Below are 24605 nucleotides of genomic sequence, written 5' to 3'. Positions count from 1 at the left end.
CAGACACACTCGTTGAGATGGGTGCTACCCCTGATCGAACTCGACCTTCGCAAAGATCGTCAATTTTGACGATTCGACGACGTGTCCGGACGTCGAAAATTGGTTCCTACACGACACCGAAGACACGAGCGAACATCGAAAGGTGCATTCAATCAATGGAATACACACGCACAGTGCCGCGGCATCTCGTCCACAGACATGCTGTTGCCGAGGTTTTCTTGACGGACTACCGGATCGAATCGGACTCGGCGTACCAGGTTGCTGTGCAACTCCCGGTCTCGCACCGGATATTCGACGTATCGAGCGAGCAACACGATCCACTCGGGGTGGCAGAAGCATTTCGACAGGCAGTGGTGCTTCTCTGCCACACCCGATACGAGATTCCACTGCACTACAAGTTCCTCATGGAAACATTCAGCTTCGAGATGTTGGATGCGCTCGACGTGCAACCAGTCGCGGAGCCGTTGAGTTTCTCGATGACAGCGGACAACCTCACTCATCGCGACGGAGCGGTCTCGGGGGTCGAAGTGTCGGGGATCCTCAGAGAGGGCAACCGGCACGTCGCCAGATGCAAAGCTGTTGCGCGAGGAGTCAGCCCCGAGGGATACCGTCGAATTCGGCAAGGACGAGAAGACCACCGCCCGAGCCGGCGCATCCTTCCTTCCGGAACCGCGGTGGTCGGATCGGAGCGAGTCGGACGCCTAACCGATGGAGATGTGCTCATCAGCACTGATCCTGCTCGGCACACGATGTTCTGCACTCCCGATCCGCGCAACCACTCCCTTTTCGACCACCCCGTCGACCACATCCCAGGAATGATTCTTTTCGAGGCCGCCCGACAAGCGGTCCGATTCCACATCGGCAACCCAGCAACCAAGATCGCCTCACTCTCGGCGGTCTTTCCGAGGTTCACTGAATGGGAAACGCCGTGTGAGGTGTCAACGACCCCCCTTGACGCGTCAGGCCATGTGCACCGAGTTCGGTTCACTCAAGATCTGGAAACCACCGCGGAACTTGAACTTACAGTTGCGGACCAATTATGAGAGGGAACGAACACGTTCTGCTCGTCGCGTCATCCACGTCAAACGCTCGGTGGTTCCCACTCTCTCGGTGCAAGCGCCGCCAGTTGCATGACGTGCGCCAACTTGTCCTCGCGGACAATCGTTGGCAGCACCAAGTTCCACATCTGACTCAACCGCTCGTACAGATCGGTTCTGCCCGTAAGCATTTCCGAGAGAATCTGCACTCCGGTGAACGACCCCACCACAAATCGAGCCAACGCGTCGATATCGGTGCCCGGGACGATATCGCCGGCTTCGGCCGCTTGGGTTGCCACCTGCTTGATAGCCTCGATCCAATCGAGATACGGCTGTTCGATGGGACCTTGAATACTGCCGATCTCCATCGTCAACCGCATGCCACCTCGCGCGATGGGCTCGGTCACAAGCTGCCGAGCCATCTCCTGCGAAACGAGCACCAGGGTTTCGACCGCGATGTCGGAATGCGCAGCAACCCTCCGGGTACCCTCCATCGCCATACCGTGCTGCGCTGCGATGACCGCGTGCGCAAGCTCCTCCTTCGACGCGAAATGAAAATACATCGCACCCTTGGACACGCCCCCGTGTTGCAAGATCGTGCCCAGACTGGCGGAGTACCCGAACTTCTCGAAGCTCTTCGCAGCACCCAAAATGACGGCCTGGCGCGTGAGGACCGCACGCTCCTGCATGATCTACCCAGCTCTCGTTGCCGACGGAATGAATCTCAACGATACGTCGAAAGACCCGGCAGCAACGCCCTCGACACGGACACACCATGACGACTCTGGTACTCGGAGCCACTGGTTTCATCGGCTCAGCAGTGATGAACCAGCTGGTTTCCCGGGACGGAAACGCTGCAATCGGTTTCGTTCGCACGGACAGCGCAGCCAAACAACTCAGCCGCAACGGAATTGCCGCCGCTATCGGCGACATCAACGAAAGCGCCTCTCTACGAGTTGCAATGAGCCAGGCGTCGACCGTCATTTGCTGCGTGTCGTACGTGGGCGACGACGAACAACAGTGCGTTCACGTCAACGAACACGGCATACGAAACGTTGCGTCGATCGCCGCCACCGTCGGCGTCGAACGGCTGCTCTACGTCAGCACCGCCGCGGTGTACGGGCCAGGCCCGTTTCGAGACCTGCCCGTCAACGGCGCACCTCTCAAACCCCTCTCACCTGCCAGCCGCACGCGCGCCCTCGCCGAGGCGTTCGTGCGCGACGCCGGAGGCCTCGTCGTCCGGCCCCATCTCGTGTACGGACCCGGCGACAGATGGTTTCTGCCGACACTGACGCGAATCGTCTCTCGACTCGACTCGATCATCGACAATGGTAGCGCGATCCTGTCGGTAGTCGACGTAAACCTACTCGCCCGATCTATCTACAAACTGTCGACAGAACAGCAATTTCGCTACGGCTCAACACTTCACGTCAACGAACCTGTCCCGCGGACAGTCATCGACCTTCTCGAGCATCATGCGCGGGAGACCAATTGGACTCTGCCCCAAAGCTCTATCCCCCGCGCCGACGCAGTGAAAGTTGCTGCCCAGCTGGGTCTCGACATGCACAAGATAGACATGATCAGTCTCGATCACTGGTTTCGGTCGAGACTGTACTGATGACACAAAGGTTGCTCTCGCCAAAACAACTGCCTCCCAAACTCTTCAGTTCTCATTCGGGATCATCCTGCGCAATGAACAGGACCTATTGCGCTGTCACTACAGACGAACAGTGCGAGCACTGATGGACGAAAACAATGGCTGCACAATGACGGCAGTGGTCGCGCCCGACACCGATTCTCTCAGGCAGATGGCGATCCACAGTTCCACTACCGGTGTCAGCTCCCGAAGTTCATGCCAGGGGTTGATGTGGGCGCACCAGCGCTGGGCAATGAGACCACCCAGGATGCTTGTTGCACCGCGTATGTGGTGTACGGGAACATCGCCAGGTAGGGCTCGAGTCCTGGGTAGTCCGATACCCACATACTCGTCGGTTCATCGACGCTGCCGCAGGATGCCAGGACGACGTAGGAGCCGTCCGGGATATCGTTGATCGTCTGAACTGTTGTACCGGTGGGGATCACGCCGCTCTCGTAGATCGCCTGTCCTGGACCGATCGTGGCTTCGATTGGTGGCAGCACTCCGCCGGGCGCGTTCGCGAGCGAGGTGCTGCATTGCAGAGCTCCACCCGAATTGTTGGTGATGGTGTTGCTCACGGTCGAGCCGGAAGCACTGTAAGCGAAGGTGACGTCGGCAGCTGTGGAAGCTGAGGCCAGCGAGGGAGCAGCCATTGCCAACGGAAGAGCGGCAGCACCGATGAGGGCCGCTCGTGTGATCGAATGCATCGAATCTCCATCTCGTTCAGCCTGAAAGGTCGTCAGTTGATCTTGACATGAAACGAGACCAATTGGACGGATTCAACGTAGATTGATGTCTTCGCTAAAGACCACAGTTGGTGGCTATTTCAGAATGACCTGGGATGTCGATAAATTGAATGCCCGTTTCTTCTTCGAGTGCTGCCCACCGATCCCCTCGATTCGCGAGGCCGAAATCAGCCTGAGACTCACGACATTCCGGTATCCCGCAGGGTGATGTTCAGCCGCCCGGACGGCAGACCAATGTCGGGACTTGCACTTCCCGCAATAACTTTCGGCACTCCGTGATACGCGAACCGAGACTCCCCACCGAAGACGAAGAGATCACCCGAATGGAGTTCGACGTCGGTGTACGGCTTGTTCCGATTCTCGGAATTCCCGAACCGAAAGACACAACTCTGCCCGACGCTCAGTGAGACGACGGGAGCGTCGCAGCGCTCGTCCTTGTCCTGATGCATACCCATCCGAGCGCCCTCGTCGTAGAAATTGATCAGCGCGGTGTCCGGCGTGTACCGCTCCCCCACAGTCGGATCATCATAGGCAGCGGCAACTGCGCTACGGCCGAGGCCGACGAGCCAGTCGGGCACAGCGGCAACCGGTTCACCGTTCACGTCGTCGGCGGTGCGCGTGTATTTGTACGGCTGCCAGTGCCAACCGAGACAGACTGTTTGCACCGACATCTTGTGCCCACCAGGGACGACGGCCGAGCGCATCGGCACGGGCGCGGTCGCCCACCGTCGGCACTCGGCCACCAAGGTGCGCTGTTGTTCGATGCTGAGCCAATCCGGAACGAGAATCGCCCCTGGCGCCACTTCCATTCGTGGCCGAGGAATCAGAGCGTTCATGAAATCCACGCTAATCGGTTTCGAAGCATTGACACCCTCCGCATGGACTCGTATCGTAATCAACAGATTGGTTGATAAAGGAGATGGTTGACAAGTGATCGTGGATCCAGGGGCAGACGAGCGTCTCGACAAAGCGTTCATGGCGCTTGCCGACCCGGTACGACGGCGGATCATCGCCCGCCTGAGCACCGGTCCCCAAACGGTCAACGAGTTGGCCGAGCCATTCGAGATCACGAAACAGGCCGTCTCCAAACATATTCAGGTACTCGAAGCCGCGGGTTTGGTCACTCGCAGCCGCGAAGCCCAGAGGCGGCCGGTACATCTCAACGCCGCAACTCTCGAGGCCTTGACCGCCTGGATCGACCGCTATCGACTGATCCACGAACAACAGTTCCGCAAGCTCGATCACCTACTCAGCACCACACAGAAGGAGACTTAGCCATGGCTACCACCAATCCCGTCAGCATCACGGCTCCTGAGGGCGTGCCGTACATCGACATCACCCGCGAATTCGACGCACCCGTCAGTGCCGTCTTCGCAGCTCATTCGAATCCCGAACTGGTCCAGCAGTGGCTCGGCCCCAACGGATACGAGATGGAAATCGACGAATACGAGTTCGTGAGCGGCGGTCGATACAAGTACGTCCATCGCAACCCCGAGGGCGAAGAGTTCCGGTTCAACGGTGTATTTCACGTTGTTCGCGAGAACGACTTTGCCATCCAGACTTTCGAATACGAGGGATTTCCCGACGTCGTCAGCATCGAATCGATCACGTTCGAGGACCTGGGCAACGGACGCACCCGTCTCTCCGGCCATTCCGTATATCCGAGCCTCGAAGCGCGAGACGGAATGATCGAGAGCAATATGGAGCTCGGCGTCACCGAAGGTTACGAACGCCTGGACAAGATCGTCGCGCAACTCTGACCACCTGTTTACCCGAACCTCTTCAGCGAAAGGCAGTTTCATGGACTGGACCCTCGAAGTAGTCATCGTTCCCGTCAGTGACCTCGGCCGCTCCATCGAGTTCTACCGTGACAAGGTCGGTTTCGATCTCGACCACCACACCGTCAACGAACACATGACGGTCGCCCAGCTCACTCCGCGTGGTTCGGGCTGCTCGATCGTCATCGGCAACCTGCCGTCGCAAACCGAGATGGCCCCTGGTTCGTTGAAGGGATTGCAGTTGGTCGTGGCCGACGCTGCAACGGCTCGCCAAGAGCTCATCGACCGCGGCGTCGATGCCAGTGAGGTCACCGTCTTCGACGAGCGCGACGGGGGCACCTTCTTCGGATTCGCCGACCCGGACGGCAATACCTGGGCTGTCCAGCAGCTGAAGGTCCGCGGCGACAAGCCGCTCATTCCGAAGGAGTACCGCGACCGCTTCGGCGAGTAGCAACTGCCTTCCAAGCTGCGTAACCTTCGGGCATGCAGACGGCACAGGGGCGATAGCCGGCCGCAATCGCGGTCGGCTCGTCCGCGAAGAACACCCGACTGGCGACATACCCACCACGCGCGATTGCCTGCGCAGCCCCTCGACAGTCGAGTCGACCGTAGATCTTCGTTTTCCGATGTCCGCCAAGCACACCGGGCGTCGAACTCTCGTAGGGTTTGTTGCGAGCGTCGCGGAGAATGTACGTCTTACTCAGCATCATGAAGCACCAATCCCAATGTTCGACGCGTGCCGGATTGCACCACACTGACACCATGTCGCACAGGGGCTCTCGACCACCCCCGCGAACTCTGCACCGGTCGATCCCGCGTGGTGAAGATCAACGCGTGACCTTGCTCGAGAACTGTCACCGTCCCTTTCGACTGGGCGCGCGGCCGCTGTTCCACGAGCAAGAACTCGCCGCCGGCGTGGTCGATGCGAGGTCTGTCGAGCCCGATCACGACTTGCAAGGGAAACACCAACTCTCCGTACAAGTCCCGATGCAATGCATTCCAGTCACCAGGTCCGTAGGACAGAAGGATCGGGGTAGGGCGATTCTGACCGGCGTCGTGACACTGATCGATCCATTCTTCGAATGAATCCGGCCACGGTGCACCCTCGCCCAGCTTGAACGCCCACTCCCGCGCCACGGGCAGCAGGTGTCGGTAGAAGGCGGATCGCATAGCCGTGATCGGCTCCGGTACGGGATCGCCGAAGTACCGGTACTCCCCCTGGCCGAAGCGGTATCGAGCCATGTCGATGGTGCTCCGGAACCGGCCGACGTCCGAGTACCAGGAAGCAATTTCGCGGCACTCCGACTCGTCGAGTATCGGCGCCGTCTGGGCACACCCACTGGAGTTGATTCCCTCGATCAGCGCAGGCCAATCGAGGGAATCAACTCGAGCAGACAGATCGGTGAAGAGGTCCATACGTCGTAGACGACGCGGCGGTCAGGAATGTGAGAATGCCAGCAGCTGGTCAGCCAGATTGTTGTACGTACGGGCGATCCCGGCATAACTGAGCACGGGTTCCGGATTCCAGGTCCCGATCTTTCCCGCCTTCACCGCGGGCAAGTTGGACCACGCAGGATTGGTTCCGAGCGTATCCAGTTGCAAACTGGACGGGCGATCGTCGAGGAAGATCATGTCGGCCGGATAGTGGTCCGCCATCTCCCAAGCCAGGTTCTCGACGTAGACCGACGATCCCTCGGCCGGATCGACGACGGCAAGTCCCAATCCCGCCAGGTCTGCGAGGATCGGGAATCCCGAAAGACTGACACGAATCGTATCCGGATCTGCGGACGCGAACAAAACCTGTGAATTATTCAGCGAAGAAGCAACTTCAGAGATCCGCGCACGCGCAGCGTCGTAGTCTTTTCGCTGAGCCTCCATATCCTGGTCCGCTCCGAGTTCCACGGCCAGTTCCACGATCTCTTGCACGGTTCGGTCGATGGTTCCTGCTGCCGTTTCCACGAACAGTACTGTCGACAAGCCTTTCACCGCATCCAAGTTCGCCTCGTCTAGTAGTGCCGAACCACGCAACTGAGGGACGATGACGACGTCCGGCTCCAGCACAGCGATCTTCTCGAGTTCCACTTGTCCCCAGAGCTGCCCGACCATGTCGGTCTTCGAGAAATCCAAGTTGCCTGAGATGCTGGTGTCCGTTGATCCCGGTGATCGTGTCAGCGCCCCGAAAACACCGACAGGCACCAGTCCGTAATCCCAGAGAGCACCCGCGATACCGGTGTAGGTGACAAATGTCCTTGGCGGTGAATCCAATTCGATCAGGTTGCCGCGATCATCGGTGAAGGACCAGCCTGCATCGCCTTCACCCCCGGCGTCTGCGCCCGAACGCGAGCAACCGGCCGCTGCCAGCGCAGCAGCCAATCCTGCTGCAGCGCCGAGGAACCTGCGGCGATTCCAGTCCATCTCGAGACGCCGGTGCGGTCGTGGAGTGAACAGCGTGGTCATGTGTGTGCCCTTTCGGCGATTGGTTGAACTGTTGCAGGAGTTGACGAACGAGAAAAGAGAAGGATCGATACCAAACCCGTGAGCATTCCGACGCCGGCGCAGAAGACCAACGGCCACAGCAAGGCGAACTCGTCCGGACCGGCGAAGAGAGAGCCGCACAACGCAATTCCGACGGCAAGCCCGAATTGACGCGACGAGTTGGCTGTCGCCGAAGCCGTCCCGGCGCGCTCTGCCGGGGCGTCCGACATCGCGGCACCCGGCAGCACCGGCGACACCATCGCGGAACCGACACCGGTCAGAATCAGCCCGGCGATCAGCGCGGGCCAGACCGGCTCGGCGAGAACGTACAGCATGGCCACGCAACCGATTCCGCAGAGAACCGTCCCGAATCCGAGCGACAGTCGAAGGTCGACTCGCTGAAGCCGTGATCCACACAGCGCCGACACGAAGACAAAAGCGAGCGGTTGAATCGAGAGCACGAGTGCGGCCGCCGATGCCGACAGTTCCAGCCCGTTCTGCAGCCACAATGAAAGGACTACGAGCGGGCCGTAGGCCGCGAGGTAGTACCCGAACGCAGCGACGAGGACGCCGTCGAATTTCAGGGATCGGAACAATGCCGGATCGAGCATCGGACTGCTGCCTCGACGCTGCCAGGACACAAACGCCGTCAGCGCACCGATTGCGATCAGGAAGGCAAGAACTGTCGACGACGAAGCCCACCCGATGTCGCCGCCCCACGTCACGCCGAGAACCGCGGCAACGGCAGCGAGGGTGAACAAAACGATTCCGGCCCAGTCGATGTTGTCGTCGCCGCGCTCACTGTCGGCGAAACAGAACACAGCCATTGCGAGCGCTACTGCGGCCACGGGGATTCCGAAATAGAAAACCGCACGCCAGTCGAAGAACTGCGTCAGCAGCCCTCCTGCAACGTTCCCGATTCCCGCCGCCAATCCAGCGACGGCGCCCCACGCAGCAAAGGCGACGTGACGATCGCGGCCCGAATATGCGTCGCCGAGCAGAGGCAGGAGCGTCGCGAACATCGCCGCACCGGCAATTCCTTGCGCGCCGCGAGCAACGACCAGAACCGTGACGTCCGGGGCAATCGCGCACACGGCCGTTGCAACCAGGAACACGACCAGTCCGCATATGTAGAGGCGTTTACGTCCCCACGCATCGCCGAGTGCGCCCATGCCCACCAGAAGCGCGGCAAGAGCCAGCGTGTAGGCGTCGACGACCCAGGACATCGCGCCCGTACTGCCGTCCAAACCGACTGCGATGGCCGGCACCGCGATTGTCGTGATGGTGGCGTACGTCAGTAACAGGAAAGTTCCGATGCATGCGGCGATGAGCGGCAGCCATCGTCGTGCCGACATGGTCAACCTCCGGATAGGGCGGTAAGTGCGCCCTAACTATGAAGGTTCAAGTCAACTTGAAGTCAAGCGCCGCTTCGACGCGTATGTCGAGCTGCTCGAGCAACCACGGGCACTGCATCGGACGCTCTTGCCGACACGTCAGGTGATGCTCGAGAATCAGCTTCGCTCGCGTAGCAGCGGCGATCTGTGCCTCGAGTGTCGACACTTGATCTGCGAGAACCGTCGAGAACTGGTCGGACGTGGTGTCGGTTTCGATGAAGGACCGCACCTGTTCCAAGGACATTCCCGTCTCGGTGTACATCCGGATCAATGCCAGCCGGCGCAGCTCACGCTGCCCGTACCAGCGTTTGCCGCCAGTTCGCGACCGCGCGGACAGCAGTCCTTCATCCTCGTAGTAGCGCAAGGTCGACGCCGCAATTCCGAACGATTTTGCAACCTCGCCGATCGGGATCAAGTGCTCACGCATTCACCGATCGTAGGCTGAACGCGTAGGCGGTTCCGGCAGTTATGTGTGACTTGGCATACTGACTAACGGAAGGGGTCGCGTAAGTGATCTCACGGCAAAATGCTGGATGCGCTCGTTGAACGAGGGAGAGCTGTGCTGGATCCAACGCGACCTGTCGGGCCGTACTCGTCAGGAGTGCCCGCCACTGCCCTCGAAGTCCACATGCCGGACCTCGAACGCTTCGGCCTCGCCCAGTTGTGGCGTTCCGCGATCATCGCCGTCGTGTTGTCGACGTCGATCATGCTGGCACTGATCGTGTGGCCTTTCCGCAAGCGCGGACGCACGTGGGCTGACGCTGCCTCCGACGGGATGGTCGACGGCTTCATCGCGCTGGGTCCCACCTTCGTCAAGCTCGGTCAACTGGTCGCGTCGTCGTCCGGCCTGTTCCCCGCCCCCGTCGCCAATGCATGCCTACGTTGCCTCGACGACGTTCCGTCATTTCCTGCCGAGCAGGCCAGAAGCGTCGTGCACGAAGACCTCGGATACTCCGTAGACGACCTGTTCGCGAAATTCGACGACGTACCTCTCGCGGCCGCGTCGGTAGCGCAGGTACACGCGTGCGTTCTGCACGATGGCCGCGAGGCCGTCATCAAGATCCAGCGTCCGGACATCTATGCGCGGATGCTGATCGACCTGCGGGCGGCGTACTGGGGTGCGAACATCCTCGAGAAGTTTGTCGAGTTCCTTCGAATTGCCAATGCCACCGCCATCATTCGCGATCTGCACAATGCAACGATGACGGAGTTGAACAGCGCGGTCGAGGCCGACCGGCAAACCACATTCCGGAACAACATCAGCGCATTCGGTGACAACAAAGGAGTCACGACACCGGAGGTGTACTGGGACTACTGTGGTCCCCGCGTCATCTGTATGGAACGCATGCGCGGCGTTCCACTGGATCGGTTCGTCGCCGGTCCGGACGGCATCGACGAAGCCCGCATGCTGATCCGACGCGGAGTGAAGGTCTGGCTCGAATCGGTCATCGTTCACGGTCCGTTCCACGGAGATGTCCACGCGGGAAATTTGTGGGTCCTCGACGACGGCCGGATAGCGATGCTCGACTTCGGCATCGTCGGCGTCCTTCCCGAGACCTGGAGATCCATCCTTTCCGACATGTTCCGAGCCACCCTCATCGACGGTGATTTCGCCCGTGTCGCCCGCGGAATTCGATCCTTGGGATATGCAACTGACTACGAAGTCGACGACGATCAGCTCGGTATGCAGGTCGCAACGGCCCTGGCCCCGATTCTCGGCCGTGACCTCGGTGAACTCAAGCTCAGTGAATTGATCATGGCACTGATTCAATTGGGCAAGCAGTGGGGTGTTGCGAGTCCCGAGGAATTGGTTCTTTTCGGTAAACAACTCGGATACTTCGAGCGATATGCGACGGCGTTGGCACCTGGTTGGGTGATCGGACAAGACCTTTATCTGTTCAAGAACGTTTTTCCAGAGGCAGTCGCCGAAAAGGTGCAGGAACTCGGCATCACCATGCCTGACGAATAAATTTGTCCCCTATTTCCTTATTCTGCATTTCGTCTGTCGGGGTTAGCCTGTAATGACCCACCGGCCGAGGAGCAAATGTGCAGCCACTTTCTGTAGCCCTCCCGCAAGCGTCGACAGGTCCGAGGAATAACGGGCCGAGTGTCGGCACCACCCTCGGCGCCCTCATGCATTCCACGGACAAGTCCGTGATCGAACTTCTGGAAAGCCCGGATGGACTCGATGTCGAAATCCGTTCGATCGCCCTCGTCGAGTCCTCCGATATCGACGGCACCGACAGCCGTGGTGCGATCTCCGACATCTACCTCCCCGTGGGGGTTCCCGAATCGACGTTGACGCAGTGGCTGCGAAAGTTCGAAGGCAGGCCGGCGAGGCGTCGTCCGAAGCTTCTGCTCGTCAAGAATGCTCGCGAGGCGACGACGGTTCTCACCGTCGCACGTAACATCGGGATCGCAGTGGCCGCGGTACATCCGCAGGCTAGTTCCGGGCACGTCTATTCGCTCGTACTACGGCTTCTGACACAGAGCATGTACCGTTCGCGGGCCGTCGCAGGAGCTGTGGCCGGTGGTGATTCGGATCTGTTCGCGCTCTCGGAAACGATCGCCGAATTGACCGGCGGACTCGTGACGATCGACGACACGGCACTCCACGTCATCGCATATTCCTCTGCTCACGAAGGCGAAGACGAACTCCGTCAGCTCTCCATACTCGGCCGGGAGTGGCCGATCGAATACACCGAATGGATAGAGAGCAGAGGCGTGTTCGAGCACCTCAGGCGATCGGACGAGGTCATCAGTCTGCCCTCCGAGCCGAGCATCGGAGCCGCGCAGAGGCTGGCTGTGAGCATCACCCGCCCGGACCTGTCAGCGCCGACGGGTTCTGTTGCACACCAACACAATCTCGGCAGCATCTGGGTGCAGCGCGCGTCTGGACCTCTCTCCCACGACGCCCAAGCGGTATTGCGGGGTGCAGCGGCAGTCGCCGCACGCATTCTCATGCGGACCTTGGACGCCTCCAGCCGCGAGAATGCCCAAGTGCAAAGACTGTTCGGTGTTCGCTCCGGCGGGGTCGACATGCACTCACTGGCCGGTTCTTTCGGCATCAACACCGACGGACCGTCTGCGGTCATCGGATTTGCGACATCACTCTCACCCGGACCGAATCTCGATCGAATCACCAACGCCTTGCGCCTGCGCGCCAGCGCATTCCGCAGCGACGCGGTCACGACGATCATCGACAACCGGATCTACGTATTGTTCCCTCAGGCCGACCACGAGGTCGCTGTCAGCGACTGGGCTTACGACACCGTGCGAGTAGTCGAGGACCGTGCGGGCATCAGCGTGCGCGCCGCAGTCGCGGTCCCGATCGCGCGGTTGCACGGCGTACCCGAGGCGCGTCGAGAGGTGGACCGCGTGCTCGATACCACCGATGATCACGAAACCTCGAAGGTCACCACACTCGCGGCGTCACGCACCGCGGTATTGCTGGGCGAGATACTCGACCTCGTTGCCGATCACGAGCGATTGCGAGACCCTCGTATCGACAGACTCGTCTCCTACGACGACAAGAACACCTCTGACATGCAGTTCACGCTCACGGCCTACCTGACAGCTTTCGGGGATGTGAAGAAGGCCGCCTCGTCTCTGAAAGTACATCCGAACACACTGCGCTACCGCATTCGGCGCGCTGAACAGATCATGGGCATTTCGTTGGACGAGCCGGACACGCGACTGCTCACCGAACTGCAACTCGCCATCTTGGGACGAACCCCGGACGAATCCGAAAAATACGAAACGTCCGATCAGTGAGATGGGCCTCGAGCCCGTCCTGAACTCTCGAGTAGACAACTGAGGTAGCCGAAGAACAACTCTCACCTCAGGAGAAACCTTGCGCACTCGTGGAGCCGTCATTCGCCAAGCACCAGGCACATACGAGGTGGTCGACCTCGAACTCGATTCACCCCGCAGCGGCGAACTCACTGTCAAGATGGTCGCCTCCGGCCTGTGCCACTCGGACGATCACATCGCCAGCGGCGACCACGGAGTCGGCCGCTATCCCATCTGCGGTGGACACGAAGGCGCCGGAATCGTCGTCGAGGTCGGGCCGAACACCGAAGGATGGTCCGAGGGCGATCATGTCGTGTTCTCGTTCCTCGCCGCCTGCGGCCGTTGCCGTTGGTGTGCAAGCGGAATCCAGAACCTCTGCGACAACGGCGCTGCCATCATGACCGGCAGCAGGCCCGGCGAAACCTCCAGTTACAGAATGTCTCTCGACGGTCAGCCAGTCGCACAAACCTGCGGCCTGTCCACCTTCAGTGAATACACCACGGTCAGCACTCTCTCGGCCGTGAAAGTCGACAAACACCTGCCGCTCGACGCTTTGTGTCTGCTCGGTTGCGGCGTCGGAACCGGTTGGGGCGCCGCGGTCAACTCCGCTCAGGTGTACCCCGGGCAGACCGTCATCGTCATGGGGGTCGGCGGAATCGGAATCAACGCGGTACAGGGCGCCTCGCATGCCGGCGCCGCCCACGTGATCGCGGTGGACCCGGTTGCGTTCAAGCGCGACAGTGCATTGAAATTGGGGGCGACCCATGCCGTGTCCACCATGGAGGAAGCCACGGACATCGCGCGCTCGTTCACCAACGGCCAGGGCGCGGATTCCGCCATCGTCACCGTCGGCGTCACCACCGGAGAACATGTCGCGCAGGCGTTCTCGTCAATCCGCAAGGCAGGAACTTGCGTCGTCACCGGTCTCGGGAAGATGACGGACGTCGGCATTCCCGTGAGCCTGATGGAACTCACCTTGTACCAGAAGAGAATTCAAGGATCCTTGTTCGGCGCATCCAATCCCACTGCCGACATTCCCTGGATGATCGATCTCTATACCAGCGGCAAGCTCGAACTCGACGGACTCATCACCAACCGGTACAGCCTCGACCAGATCAACGACGGTTTCGCCGACATGCATGCCGGTCGCAACCTGCGCGGAATCATCACCTTCTGAGCGAGTTCTCTCCGGACTTGACGCATACGCCAGTCCGGAGAGATCCTCACATCTGCGTCACCAGGCGTTCATGGTGTCGAGAATTTGTCCTCTGGCCATCCACAATTCAGCAGACCAATACGGCCAGGAGTGAATCCCGGCGGGCGGAAAGCTGTACGTCGCTGGGATTCCCATGGATTTCAGACGAATTTCGAATGCACGCGCATGCACCCACGAGAGCGCCTCCAGCCCCATACCCGTCGCCGTGTGGAAGTAATCGATCGGCGCAGACGGATGATCGTACGGTCCCGGGATGCCGTTGGACGACGAAATGTACATCGACAGTCCGCGAAGCGATTCCGCGTTGACGAACGGGTCGTTGCGAAGCCACCCGGATGACCACGGCGGGCCCCACATCGAATCGACGTTGTACCGGCCGGCGTCGAACATGGCTACGCGGATCGCCTCACGCATACCCGGGCCCGAGATATTGATGTAGCCGGACAGCGAGCCCGCGAACTTGAACTGATCCCGATGATGCCCCGCCAGGTTCAACGCGGCACTGCCGCCCATCGACAACCCGATGATCGCATTGTTGGTTGGTGAAACACCATACCCTGCAAGGAAGTCCGGAAGCTCGCGTGTGAGAAATGTTTCCCACCTGTACGTTATGGGCTGAGCATTGAAATTGGACGGCGCGTACCAGTCCGTGTAGAAACTCGACTCACCGCCGACCGGCATCACCAACGTGATGTTGTCGTTGCGGTACTGATCGAGTGCGTTGGTTTCGAAACTCCAAGCATTCCTGTCGTTTTGCGCGCGAAGACCGTCAAGTAGGTACAACGCGGCGTTGCCGCCCCGCGCGGCCCACTGCACCTGAACCTTGACGTTTCCCATCGAAGACGGGACCCACAACTCGTCGTAACCACCCCATGGCGCCGTGTGCGCCGGAGTAGCGCTCGCGGCGGTCGGACCGAACATGCCGCCGAGGAGGAATACCGACAACAACGCCGCTACGAGCACCCGCGCCCGCCGTGTATTGCGTTCGGGCAACCTGAATCTGATTCTCTGCAAGGTTGTGTCTTTCCCCGAAACTGCGCATCAAGAAACTCGCTTCGGTAAGTGCATCGTCGGTTCCACTGTCGACGTGTTTGTCCCTTTCCGGGGGCTCCGGTGTTACAAAGTCGAGGTCATCGCAACAATCGGACAACTGTCGTGCCGAGCGAATCCAGGTGGCGAAAAGCACAATTCACGAAGCACGCTGAATGCGCTCACTCAGCCGAGTGACGAAGCGATCGCATCACGACCTGCTGCAGCACACGCTTGGTCCTGCATTCCGTCCGGTGCACCACCGACACCGATGCCGGCGATCGACGCGGATCCAGCCTTCACAGTGACTCCACCTGCAAGGAAGAGAGTGCCAGGGAGGTCGGCGATGGTCGATCCCTCGCCTTTGGTACGCTGCGAGAGGTCACTGGTGTCGGCTCCGAAAGCTGCAGAGGTGTACGCCTTCTCACGTGAGGCCTCCACCGTGTGCTGGGCTGCGTTGTCGCCGCGCACCATGGCGATGACATTTCCCGCACGGTCGACGACGGAGACGGTGACAAATCCGAGCCCGTCCGCCCGGCATTTTGCCAGGGCCGCACCAGCAGCCTTCACTGCTGCGTCGGCGCTGAGTCGATTCTGAGTGACAATCGCCGAATCGCCGGTCGCAGCAGGCTGCTGCGTGGCAGAAATCGACGTCGTGCTCGATGCGTTCGCCACCGGTGTGTCGGTCGTCGAGCACGCGGCGCTGGCAAGGATTGCGACAACCGGAACGGCGACAGCGATCGTACGGGGAAGTCGTGTGTAAATGCGGTGGTTCATGTCGGGCACACTTTCAGTCGAATGGTTCGAAACCGTCCACTACAGCGTCGCGTCCCGGCGCGGGTGCGCACATCGGGCGCTCGGGTGACGAACCGTGCCCCGTCTGGTTGTGCAGATATCATCCGAATGGTTGATACGACGGCCTGGCGCCCTCCGTAATATTCGAGGGATGAGTAACGGAGCCATGAACGCCGACGCCGAACTCGGCCTGCGCGGCCCGTTGGCGTATGCGATCCACGCGTCGTTCTTCGTACTGCTGTCCACGTCAGGAGTCCGGTACGTCACAGTCCACGGGACCAGCGGTCGGTTCGGGGTGGTACTCGTCCTGGCCGTGGTCCTCGCCTTGCTCTACGCCGTCATGGCTACGGTGTCTTCGCGAGATGTGGTTCGCCAACGACTGTGGATCTGGCCGGTACTGAGCACCTGGGCAGCGCTGGTCTGGCTTGCGCCGAGTTTCGCGTGGTGTGCGTTCCCCGTTCTCTTCCTCTGTATTCGTCTGTACCCGAGCAAGATCGCCTACCCCCTCGTCGGGATCCTGGGCGTCCTCGCCGGAATCGCGTTCTACCGAGTCACCGGTCGTGCCGAATTGGTGACACTGCTCGGACCTCTATGCACCGCGGCACTGGTCGCGGCGGCGTACGGGCAGATGGAACGAGATGCCCGAGAACGCCTTCGGCTTCTACGTCAGGTAGCAGAAGCGCAATCTGCATTGGCTGATACCGAACGTGCTGCCGGCGTTGCCGCTGAGCGAGAGCGCCTCGCGCGCGAAATCCACGACACTGTTACTCAGGGACTGGCGAGCGCTCTTCTACGACTCGAGGCAGCCGAACAAACTTGGAATACAACGGGTTCGCCGTCTCGAGCCGATGTCGATGCCGCAGCAGAGAACATCCGAACGAGCTTGATGCAGAGTCGCGACCTCGTCCACGATCTGGCACCGGCCAAGGGCGGTACGGGCGACTTCGACGCCTTGGTCGTGGCCGCCGCCCGCCAGTTCGTCCCGACCGTTCGGATCCGCACCGTCGGTGAAGCCGTCATCTTGCCCTCGGACGTAGCTCATGCCATCGTGCGAGTGGTCTCGAGCGCGTCCTCCAACATCGCCCGCCACGCTCGCGCCGAAACGGCGGGCGTGACGATCACGTATCTCGACGACTCCGTCTCCGTGGACATCTTCGACGACGGCGTCGGCTTCGATCCGGGAAAGCTCGCCGACCATTCTCGGTACGGTGGATACGGCCTACGTGCGATGCGAAGTCGCATCGCACAGCTCGGCGGATCGTTCACCGTGGAAAGTGCACCGGGAGACGGCACCGTCGTCGCGGCCCAGTTCCCTCTCGAACGGAGGATCCGGTGACCACCACCATTCGCGTGTTCCTCGTCGACGATCATCTGGTCGTGCGAGCCGGGCTGAGAGCGCTGCTGAACACTCAGCCGGACGTCGAAGTAGTCGGCGAAGCATCGTCCGGTGAGGGGGCGGCCACGGCGATACCGTCGGCCTCACCGGATCTGGTGATGATGGATCTGGACATGGGCACCGGCATGCACGGTGCAGAAGCGATCAAACGCTTGCGAAGCGACGGTGTCGATGTTCCCGTACTGGTTTTCACGACGTATGACACCGACGCCGACGTCGTGCGAGCCGTCGACGCCGGTGCCATCGGTTACCTACTCAAGGACTCAACGCCCGACGAGATCTTCGGCGCGGTGCGCGGCGCGGTAGCCGGGCGCAGCGTTCTCTCTCCCACTGTGGCCTCTCGTCTTGTCCAGCAGATGCAGCGCCCGCAGGAAGCGCTCACCGCCCGTGAGTCCGAACTGCTCAGCCTGCTCGCCGAGGGGATGACCAACCGCGAGCTGGGCAAGGCACTCTTCATCAGCGAAGCGACGGTGAAAACCCATCTTGGGCACATCTACGCCAAGCTCGGCGTCGATACCCGCTCTGCCGCAGTGTCCGTCGCATTGCGCCGCGACGGAATACGCTGAGCCGCCCGCCCTCGCAGGCTCTACTTGATCGAAGATCCGTGCTGCGTCAACGGCATGACCTCGATGGTCATGTACGGGAACAGGGGCAGGTTCCAGAGAATCTCATGGAGTTCGTCAGCCGACTCGACGTCGAAGATGCTGATGTTGCTGAACTGTCCCACTATTCGCCACAGATGCACCCACTTGCCCTGGCGCTGAAGGTCTTGTGAGTACTCCTTTTCCGTTGCGACGGTCTCGGCGCGAACTGCCGGATCCAGGTCGCGCGGAATATCGACGTCCATTCGAACGTGAAAGAGTGCCATGTTCTTCTATCCTCTAGTTCCTGGTCCAGGTTTTGACGGCGTCCATGTTGAGTTCGACTCCCAGGCCAGGTCCGGCGGGGAGGTGCAGCTGACCCTCGGAATACTTCAGGGGTTCCTGAAGCAACTCTTCGCTGAAGAGCAGTGGGCCGAAAAGCTCTGTTCCGAAGTTGATTCCGGGCTCGGCGCACGCGAAGTGCAACGAAGCCGCGGTACCGATCGGACCCTCGATGGACGTCGCACCGTGGCACGCGATACCGGCGGCCTTGGCAATTGCGACGATGTCGCGGCTGCGCTGGAGGCCACCACACTTGGTGGTCTTGAGGGCGATGACATCGGCGGCGCTCCGGCGGGCGATTTCGAGAGCGTCGTGTGGGGTCTGCACACTCTCGTCGGCCATGATCGGAATCGGTAGTAGCCTGCTGAGTTCGGCGAGGACCTCGATTTGGTCTGCCGGAGTGGGCTGTTCGATCAGTTCGACTCCACCGTCTGCGAGTTGTGGCAGGTACCGCAGCGCCGTGAAGCGATCCCACCGCGCGTTGACGTCGACGCGGACGCCGGCGTGGCCGTAGAGCGCCTGCGCGATGCTGACGATGCGCGCGACGTCGACCGCCGGATCGAGTGCTCCCATTTTGAGTTTGAAGCTGAAATTGAGCCGGGATTCGAGCTTTTCGTGAGCTTCTTCGATGATCTCGTCCGCCGGTGCAGCACCCAGCGCCCACGTGACGTCGACACTCTCGCGGAAAGCCCCGCCGAGGAGCGTGTGCACGGGGACTCCCAGGCTACGTGACCAGGCGTCGTGCAACGCCACGTCGACGGCGGCCTTCGCGAATCGTGCATTGGCAACAACTTTTTCGATGTCGGCCATGATCGCGGTGATCTGATCCACGCGCCTGCCGACCACCACCGGCGCGATGTACTTCTCGATGATGACCTGCATCGTCTCCACCGATTCGCCGCCCCACCACGGACCGCCCGGAACGACACCTTCGCCGTATCCGACAACACCGTCGGATGTGCGAATCGCGACCAGCAATAACGGCTGCGCCGTCATCGACGTGGTGGCGAACTTGTGGGGGCGAACCAGCGGAACGTCGAGGATGGTCGTCTCGATGGAGACGATCGACAGGTCTGTCATCAAATCACTTTCTTTCGAACAGTTGTGGATCAGGCCGGGTCGAGCACGAAGTCGTACGTGACCCGGTTGATTCCATCGGCACCCGGCTTCGGATCGAGAATCAGTTCGGGCTTCGTGGCAGTTGCCACGTCGTTCTCGATCCACTCACCGTCCTTGAAATAGAGCTGCGTAGTGATCGTGCGCTTACCGGGAGCCTTCACCATGAGGTGCAGGTGAGCCGGACGCCACGGGTGCCAACCGGCCTTCTCGATGAACCAACCGGTGGGTCCGTCGGTCGGGATCTGGTACGGCGCAGGCTGAATCGTGGTGATCTCGAACCGTCCCGCTCCGTCGGTCACGATCGTTCCGCGGAGGTTCCCGTCGGGGATGTGCGGCGCGAAATAGGAGTAGTAGCCCTCGTCGTCCGCATGCCACAGCTCGACGGTGGCCCCATCCAACCCGTTGCCGTCGAGATCGCGAACCTGGCCCTCGAAGACCAGCTTCGATCCAACCTCGTTGTCACGCATCGGAAGTTCACACTTGGATGGCAACGTCTTGGCGTCGGCGACGTAGTAGGGGCCCTCGATGCTTCCCTTGGTGCCGTGCTGGCCGCGGTACGCAACCTCCTCGACGTTGTGCTCGAGGAAGACGTCCAGCCACAGGGGCCACTCGCCGAACTGGCCGATGTCGATGAGCCACTGCTTGAGGACGCGGTACTCGGGGTAGGTGATGCCGTGCTTGTCGATGACGCCGGCAAGTGCCTCGAGCACGTCCTTGGCGATGGCCGAGACGCGCTCGGGCGGGGTGTCCGCGCTGACTCGTTCCTGGAGGAACTTGTCGGTGGCGGCCGTGCCCGAACCTACTGCGGTGGGGCTCTCGGAAGTGGTCATGTGGTCCTCCTCGGGGCCGTGTGTGGCTGTTACCGGGTGGGTGCCGTACTGCTGGGCTCAGTCGGCTTCCCAAGTCTGGTTGTACGCTGTGCGTACATCTGTTACGCTGTGCGTACGCTTGTACTGTGCGCCCAGTCACAAGGTTTGTCAACCTTCGAGGGCACTGATCAGTGCATACCCGCAGATGAGAGGTCATTCCGTGAGCGAGAACGATCGCGATTACATCCAGAGCATCGAGCGTGGATTCGCTGTGCTGACGGCCTTCGACGAGAAGAACCCCAACCCGTCGCTCGCAGATCTTGCCGCCGAAACGGGCCTCTCCCGCCCCGCGGTCCGACGTATCCTCCTCACCCTGCAGAAACTCGGATACGTCACCGGCAACAACAGTCGGTGGTCGCTCACCCCGCGCGTTCTAAGCATCGGCCAGCACTTCTCTGCATCGCATGCCCTGACCGAGGCGGCGCTCCCCCGCCTGCTGGAGATCGCAGAACACACTCACGAGTCGGCGTCGCTGGGCGTGCTCGACGGCGTCGACGTGGTCTACGCCGCGCGTGTACCCGTACGCCGGATCATGAGCATCAACGTCAGCGTCGGTACCAGAGTGCCTGCATATGCGACCTCCATGGGCCGCGCCCTGCTAGCTTGGGCGCCAACCGAAATCGTCGACAAAGTCATCGCGAACTCCACGTTCGACGCCCTCACACCCACCACGATCACCGACGAAGGCGCATTCCACACCGCACTTCGAGTGGTGCGCGAGCAGGGTTACGCACTCACGTCCGAGGAACTGGAAGACGGCCTAATTTCCCTCGCCGCCCCCGTCCGCGACGCCGGCGGAAGCGTCGTCGGCGTGGCAGCGTGTTCTACCTCGGCCGGACGCACAACCCCGGAAGCCTTTCGCACCGACGTCGCACCGTTCCTCGTCGAGAAGGCGAATCAGCTCAGCGCGGACATGGGGTACCGGAGCTAACTTCTGAATACTTCGGAAGGCAACACACCGTACTTACGCCGAAAAGACGACGCGAATCGTCCGGTGTGCGTAAAACCCCATCTCACAGCGACATCGGTGACCGTCGTCGAGTCGTCGGCATCCACCAGATCTGCGTGGACCCGCTCGAGGCGGATGTCGAGCAGGCATTCCGACGGACTCCGGCCCACGTACTGCCGAAATCCCTCCTGCAATCTCCGTACGCTGACGCCCGCCACCTCGGCCATCTCTGCTGCGGTCCACACGCGGGCCGGGTCGTCGTGCATCTCGTCGAGCACCCGCTTGACGATGCGTGGCCTGGCGTGTCGCACCGCGTCCTCACTTTCGGGCATTGCAGCGAGGACGAATGCCGTGACCACGGCACCGGAGAGCTGAGCTGCCACCAGTTCGTTGTGCAGCACGCCGACCGGGCCGAGTATCTGATCCGACAGTGAGCGAACAAATTTCAGCCATCTGGCTCCGTCGTCTCCCCGAAGATCCACCTGATCAGGCAAGTGCATTCCGGGCCGGCCGAGTACCTTCTCCATCTCGCGGTCGAGGTACTGACGGTCCATCCGGACTCCGACAATTTCGCAGTCCGCGCTCCACCGCGTGATTCTCGTCGTGATGTCGGGCGGACACACCGTCGCAACGCCCTCCGTCGAGAGCACGTGCGAGCCCGCGAACACCGACTCGAGCTCGCCCGAGAGCGGGATGTTCACCCCGTAGGCACCGGGATGCTCGGATTCGACCGCGACGTCTGCTCCCCATCGAATATGAGCGATCCTCAGCGGTCCCAACTCGGCGGTGCACACCCCGACTCCGCTGGCCGCGTGCCGTGACAACGGCGTGAGCGTGTGCGGAAAATAGGCGTCCGAAACCGCATCACACGCCTCGTCCCAGTCGCGGGGAGCTGTACCGATCATGGAGTCGACCATCGCCCTTCTTCACCTTCCAAACCCGTGACCAGCCACATTGCCGAGCATGAGCGCTGAACATCATTGAACACTGTGTCCCCGGTCACTTCCAAGAGGAAACGGATACAGACTTCGATCGGGTGCGCAATCCGGATAGACACCGCGCTGTACGGATCGACCGAACGCCGCGCTCGCCGTACGTTCGTCTTCACTCCCGGCGCGAGTCGTCCAGCACCTCCGCCTCCCGCACTTCGCGGCACCCTCACTCACCAGCCATCCGACAAGGAGGTCCGGTCATGGAACAAAATCAGCTTCGAGGCATCTTCGGCCAATTCGCCAGCGGCGTCACCGTCATCACCTGCACCAACGCCGACGGTCAGCCACACGGAGCCACCGTCACCGCATTCACGGCAATCTCGCTGGAACCACGCCTGTGCCAGATCACGATGACGCGAAAGTCCAAGGCGTGCGGCTACCTCGGCAACGCGCCGTTTGCCGTCAACATCCTTGCCGCCGACCAAGTGGACACGGCCATGCATTTTGCCGGCCGACCGCAGCGCACCGAACCGAAGTGGATCGACGGACCGACCGCTCCCCTGCTCGACGGCGCCGCAGCAACCATCTCGTGCGTCCCGTGGAAGGAGTACGACGGTGGTGACCACATCATCTTCATCGGCGAGATCGTCGACGCGCAGTCGAGCGGCAAAGATCCGCTTCTGTTCTACCGAAGCACTTTTCACGATCTGGGCGCTACCTCGTCGACCACAGTCTGGAACGGCAGTCAGGACGACCCCCACAGTGGGTGGTTCGACGCCACCACTTCGTTCACCCCGATTCATCTTCAGCCCGCACCTCAAACGATCTGAAAGGCTTTGCCATGACGACCACCGAAATCCCTCCCACCGGCGTCGACCCCGCAGATTCCGGAGCGCCACAGGTCAATCCGGCCGCCGACTGCGAAGCCAACCGTACGAAGAACTTCGCTACCCGGCCGATGACCGGTGACGAGTACATCTCGAGTCTGCAGGACGGTCGCGAAATCTGGCTCCATGGTGATCGCGTCAAGGACGTCACGACGCACCCCGCGTTCCGGAATCCGATCCGCATGACCGCAAGGCTGTACGACGCTCTGCACACGGGCGAGCACGTGGACGCCCTGACGGTTCCGACGGACACGGGCAACGGCGGTGTCACCATGCCGTTCTTCCGCACACCGACGTCGTCGGCCGATCTGCTCAAGGAACGCGACGCCATCGCGACGTGGGCACGTATGACCTACGGCTGGATGGGCCGCTCCCCCGACTACAAGGCAAGTTTCCTAGGAACCCTCCACGCCAACAAGGAGTTGTACGCACCGTTCCAGGACAACGCCGAGCGCTGGTACCGCGAGTCGCAGGAGAAAGTTCTGCACTGGAACCACGCGATCATCAATCCCCCGGTGGATCGCCAACTTCCGCCGGACGAGGTCGGCGACGTCTTCATGAAGGTGGAGAAGGAAACCGACGCCGGATTGATCGTCAGCGGTGCCAAGGTGGTCGCCACCGGATCGGCGATCACCAACTACAACTTCATCGCTCACTACGGTCTGCCGATCAAGAAGAAGCAGTTCGCCTTGATCTGCACGGTACCGATGGACGCTCCGGGTGTGAAGCTGATCTGCCGCACCTCGTACACCGAACATGCTGCGGTGATGGGCAGTCCGTTCGATTACCCGCTGTCGAGCCGCATGGACGAGAACGACACCATCTTCGTCTTCGACAAGGTGTTGGTTCCATGGGAGAACGTCTTCATGTACGGCGACGTCGACCGGATCAACGCATTCTTCCCTCAGTCGGGATTCCTGCCGCGCTTCACCTTTCAGGGCTGTACACGCCTGGCGGTAAAGCTCGACTTCATCGCCGGCCTGTTGATGAAGGCGCTCGAAGCCACCGGCGCTGGCGGCTTCCGCGGAGTTCAGACCCGTGTCGGCGAGGTGATCGGGTGGCGAAACCTCTTCTGGTCGTTAACCGAATCGATGGCACGCGATCCCGAACAGTGGGTCGGCGATTCGGTGATCCCGAAGCTCGAGTACGGCCTCACCTATCGAATGTTCATGATCCAGGGGTACCCGCGGATCAAGGAGATCATCGAACAGGACGTGGCGTCAGGCCTGATCTACCTGCCTTCGAGTTCACTCGACTTCAAGAGCCCGGACGTGCGTCCGTACCTCGACAAGTACGTTCGTGGTTCGGACGGCATCACCGCCGTCGACCGGGTGAAAGTCATGAAGGCGCTGTGGGATTCGATCGGCACCGAGTTCGGCGGCCGACACGAACTCTACGAACGCAACTACTCCGGCAACCACGAAAACGTCAAGGCGGAATTGCTGTTCGCAGCCCAGAATCGTGGACACGCAAGTTCCATGAAGGGACTGGCCGAGCAGTGTCTGAGTGAATACGACCTCGATGGCTGGACGGTCCCTGACCTCATCGGCAACGACGACGTCTCGTTCTTCAAGAACCGGTAACCCCCTCGGCAGGTAGGGCGGACTCGCGATGTCGAGTCCGCCCTGGTCG

The 24605-nt window shown here is 61.1% G+C and carries 27 protein-coding genes; 13 read left to right on the top strand and 14 right to left on the bottom strand.

Features of this window, described 5'->3' with window-relative positions; all coding sequences use genetic code 11:
* The first annotated feature begins 155 nt into the window (after nt 1–155).
* Nucleotides 156–1043 carry a ScbA/BarX family gamma-butyrolactone biosynthesis protein gene (locus QM596_RS02820; RefSeq protein WP_092764767.1) on the top strand — a complete coding sequence of 296 codons (888 nt, stop codon included), beginning with the start codon at nt 156–158 and terminating at the stop codon, nt 1041–1043.
* 38 nt (nt 1044–1081) lie between these two features.
* Here QM596_RS02820 and QM596_RS02815 read toward each other — a convergent pair whose 3' ends face one another.
* Nucleotides 1082–1726, bottom strand: coding sequence for a ScbR family autoregulator-binding transcription factor (locus tag QM596_RS02815; RefSeq protein ID WP_019745609.1), 645 nt, complete (start codon nt 1724–1726; stop codon nt 1082–1084).
* An 86-nt stretch (nt 1727–1812) separates the two neighbouring features.
* On the opposite strand from QM596_RS02815, the gene QM596_RS02810 reads away from it, so the two are divergent.
* A complete protein-coding gene (locus tag QM596_RS02810; RefSeq protein ID WP_283308055.1) occupies nt 1813–2655 on the top strand; it encodes an NAD-dependent epimerase/dehydratase family protein in 843 nt (280 codons plus the stop codon).
* Between the two features lie 218 nt (nt 2656–2873).
* Here the strand turns inward: QM596_RS02810 and QM596_RS02805 are convergent, their stop codons facing one another.
* Nucleotides 2874–3380 (bottom strand): hypothetical protein, encoded by a 507-nt coding sequence (locus tag QM596_RS02805; RefSeq protein WP_021331800.1) that lies wholly within the window; start codon nt 3378–3380, stop codon nt 2874–2876.
* Between the two features lie 218 nt (nt 3381–3598).
* A complete protein-coding gene (locus QM596_RS02800; protein WP_031333828.1) occupies nt 3599–4255 on the bottom strand; it encodes an alpha-ketoglutarate-dependent dioxygenase AlkB family protein in 657 nt (218 codons plus the stop codon).
* Between the two features lie 94 nt (nt 4256–4349).
* On the opposite strand from QM596_RS02800, the gene QM596_RS02795 reads away from it, so the two are divergent.
* The 3 genes from QM596_RS02795 to QM596_RS02785 are packed head-to-tail and all read left to right on the top strand — an operon-like array spanning nt 4350 to nt 5648.
* Complete coding sequence (locus tag QM596_RS02795; protein ID WP_021331798.1) at nt 4350–4694, top strand: ArsR/SmtB family transcription factor; 345 nt, start codon at nt 4350–4352, stop codon at nt 4692–4694.
* A 2-nt stretch (nt 4695–4696) separates the two neighbouring features.
* On the top strand, nt 4697–5179 hold the full coding sequence (locus QM596_RS02790) for an SRPBCC family protein (protein ID WP_182262431.1): 483 nt from the start codon (nt 4697–4699) through the stop codon (nt 5177–5179).
* 40 nt (nt 5180–5219) lie between these two features.
* Nucleotides 5220–5648, top strand: a complete 429-nt coding sequence (locus tag QM596_RS02785) for a VOC family protein (protein WP_283308054.1) — start codon at nt 5220–5222, stop codon at nt 5646–5648.
* Here the strand turns inward: QM596_RS02785 and QM596_RS02780 are convergent.
* From QM596_RS02780 to QM596_RS02760, 5 genes are read right to left on the bottom strand one after another with little or no spacing between them, the layout of a single operon-like run.
* Complete coding sequence (locus QM596_RS02780) at nt 5611–5904, bottom strand: Ada metal-binding domain-containing protein (protein ID WP_020971022.1); 294 nt, start codon at nt 5902–5904, stop codon at nt 5611–5613. The genes QM596_RS02785 and QM596_RS02780 overlap by 38 nt on opposite strands.
* Nucleotides 5894–6613 carry a 2OG-Fe(II) oxygenase gene (locus tag QM596_RS02775; protein ID WP_153211484.1) on the bottom strand — a complete coding sequence of 240 codons (720 nt, stop codon included), beginning with the start codon at nt 6611–6613 and terminating at the stop codon, nt 5894–5896. The genes QM596_RS02780 and QM596_RS02775 overlap by 11 nt, the downstream gene beginning before the upstream one ends.
* 21 nt (nt 6614–6634) lie before the next feature.
* On the bottom strand, nt 6635–7654 hold the full coding sequence (locus tag QM596_RS02770; RefSeq protein ID WP_283308052.1) for an ABC transporter substrate-binding protein: 1020 nt from the start codon (nt 7652–7654) through the stop codon (nt 6635–6637).
* On the bottom strand, nt 7651–9027 hold the full coding sequence (locus QM596_RS02765; protein ID WP_070795572.1) for an MFS transporter: 1377 nt from the start codon (nt 9025–9027) through the stop codon (nt 7651–7653). Before QM596_RS02765 ends, QM596_RS02770 begins: the two co-directional genes overlap by 4 nt.
* Nucleotides 9028–9073: 46 nt before the next feature.
* Nucleotides 9074–9493, bottom strand: a complete 420-nt coding sequence (locus QM596_RS02760; protein WP_007729752.1) for a MerR family transcriptional regulator — start codon at nt 9491–9493, stop codon at nt 9074–9076.
* 132 nt (nt 9494–9625) lie between these two features.
* Here QM596_RS02760 and QM596_RS02755 point away from each other — a divergent pair, with 132 nt between their 5' ends.
* From QM596_RS02755 to QM596_RS02745, 3 genes are all read left to right on the top strand, one after another.
* Complete coding sequence (locus tag QM596_RS02755; RefSeq protein WP_019745620.1) at nt 9626–11035, top strand: ABC1 kinase family protein; 1410 nt, start codon at nt 9626–9628, stop codon at nt 11033–11035.
* A 77-nt stretch (nt 11036–11112) separates the two neighbouring features.
* Nucleotides 11113–12840, top strand: a complete 1728-nt coding sequence (locus QM596_RS02750; protein ID WP_283308051.1) for a PucR family transcriptional regulator — start codon at nt 11113–11115, stop codon at nt 12838–12840.
* Nucleotides 12841–12919: 79 nt separating this feature from the next.
* Nucleotides 12920–14035 carry an NDMA-dependent alcohol dehydrogenase gene (locus tag QM596_RS02745; RefSeq protein ID WP_133727213.1) on the top strand — a complete coding sequence of 372 codons (1116 nt, stop codon included), beginning with the start codon at nt 12920–12922 and terminating at the stop codon, nt 14033–14035.
* 57 nt (nt 14036–14092) lie between these two features.
* Here the strand turns inward: QM596_RS02745 and QM596_RS02740 are convergent, their stop codons facing one another.
* Both QM596_RS02740 and QM596_RS02735 read right to left on the bottom strand, forming a co-directional pair.
* On the bottom strand, nt 14093–15088 hold the full coding sequence (locus tag QM596_RS02740; protein ID WP_042953096.1) for an alpha/beta hydrolase: 996 nt from the start codon (nt 15086–15088) through the stop codon (nt 14093–14095).
* Between the two features lie 201 nt (nt 15089–15289).
* Nucleotides 15290–15880, bottom strand: a complete 591-nt coding sequence (locus QM596_RS02735; protein ID WP_283308049.1) for a GlcG/HbpS family heme-binding protein — start codon at nt 15878–15880, stop codon at nt 15290–15292.
* Nucleotides 15881–16064: 184 nt separating this feature from the next.
* Between QM596_RS02735 and QM596_RS02730 the strand changes: the two genes are divergently transcribed.
* The gene (locus QM596_RS02730; RefSeq protein ID WP_133727411.1) at nt 16065–17234 is read left to right on the top strand and encodes a sensor histidine kinase; all 1170 of its coding nucleotides are present in this window, start codon (nt 16065–16067) and stop codon (nt 17232–17234) included.
* Complete coding sequence (locus QM596_RS02725) at nt 17231–17860, top strand: response regulator (protein ID WP_019745626.1); 630 nt, start codon at nt 17231–17233, stop codon at nt 17858–17860. Before QM596_RS02730 ends, QM596_RS02725 begins: the two co-directional genes overlap by 4 nt.
* A gap of 20 nt (nt 17861–17880) precedes the next feature.
* Here QM596_RS02725 and catC read toward each other — a convergent pair whose 3' ends face one another.
* Genes catC through catA form a run of 3 tightly spaced genes read right to left on the bottom strand, consistent with a single transcriptional unit; the run spans nt 17881 to nt 20166 of the window.
* Complete coding sequence (gene catC / locus QM596_RS02720) at nt 17881–18162, bottom strand: muconolactone Delta-isomerase (protein WP_283308046.1); 282 nt, start codon at nt 18160–18162, stop codon at nt 17881–17883.
* A gap of 13 nt (nt 18163–18175) precedes the next feature.
* Nucleotides 18176–19297: a muconate/chloromuconate family cycloisomerase gene (locus tag QM596_RS02715; RefSeq protein WP_283308045.1), complete on the bottom strand. Its 1122-nt coding sequence runs from the start codon at nt 19295–19297 to the stop codon at nt 18176–18178.
* A gap of 29 nt (nt 19298–19326) precedes the next feature.
* Nucleotides 19327–20166: a catechol 1,2-dioxygenase gene (gene catA, locus QM596_RS02710; RefSeq protein ID WP_283308043.1), complete on the bottom strand. Its 840-nt coding sequence runs from the start codon at nt 20164–20166 to the stop codon at nt 19327–19329.
* A gap of 199 nt (nt 20167–20365) precedes the next feature.
* Between catA and QM596_RS02705 the strand changes: the two genes are divergently transcribed.
* Nucleotides 20366–21136 carry an IclR family transcriptional regulator gene (locus QM596_RS02705; RefSeq protein WP_060938243.1) on the top strand — a complete coding sequence of 257 codons (771 nt, stop codon included), beginning with the start codon at nt 20366–20368 and terminating at the stop codon, nt 21134–21136.
* Here QM596_RS02705 and QM596_RS02700 read toward each other — a convergent pair.
* Nucleotides 21133–22071 (bottom strand): AraC family transcriptional regulator, encoded by a 939-nt coding sequence (locus QM596_RS02700; RefSeq protein WP_283308041.1) that lies wholly within the window; start codon nt 22069–22071, stop codon nt 21133–21135. The two genes, QM596_RS02705 and QM596_RS02700, sit on opposite strands and share 4 nt — an antisense overlap.
* 275 nt (nt 22072–22346) lie before the next feature.
* Here QM596_RS02700 and QM596_RS02695 point away from each other — a divergent pair, with 275 nt between their 5' ends.
* Together QM596_RS02695 and QM596_RS02690 are read left to right on the top strand one after the other, a co-directional pair.
* Nucleotides 22347–22916 carry a flavin reductase family protein gene (locus QM596_RS02695; RefSeq protein WP_019745631.1) on the top strand — a complete coding sequence of 190 codons (570 nt, stop codon included), beginning with the start codon at nt 22347–22349 and terminating at the stop codon, nt 22914–22916.
* An 11-nt stretch (nt 22917–22927) separates the two neighbouring features.
* Complete coding sequence (locus tag QM596_RS02690) at nt 22928–24556, top strand: 4-hydroxyphenylacetate 3-hydroxylase family protein (RefSeq protein WP_283308039.1); 1629 nt, start codon at nt 22928–22930, stop codon at nt 24554–24556.
* Nucleotides 24557–24605: the final 49 nt, after the last annotated feature.

The sequence above is a fragment of the Rhodococcus sp. IEGM 1406 genome (assembly GCF_030056745.1).
Lineage (GTDB): Bacteria > Actinomycetota > Actinomycetes > Mycobacteriales > Mycobacteriaceae > Rhodococcus_F > Rhodococcus_F erythropolis.
Note: the sequence above shows the minus strand (reverse complement) of the source record. Positions and strands in the feature narration are given on the sequence as shown.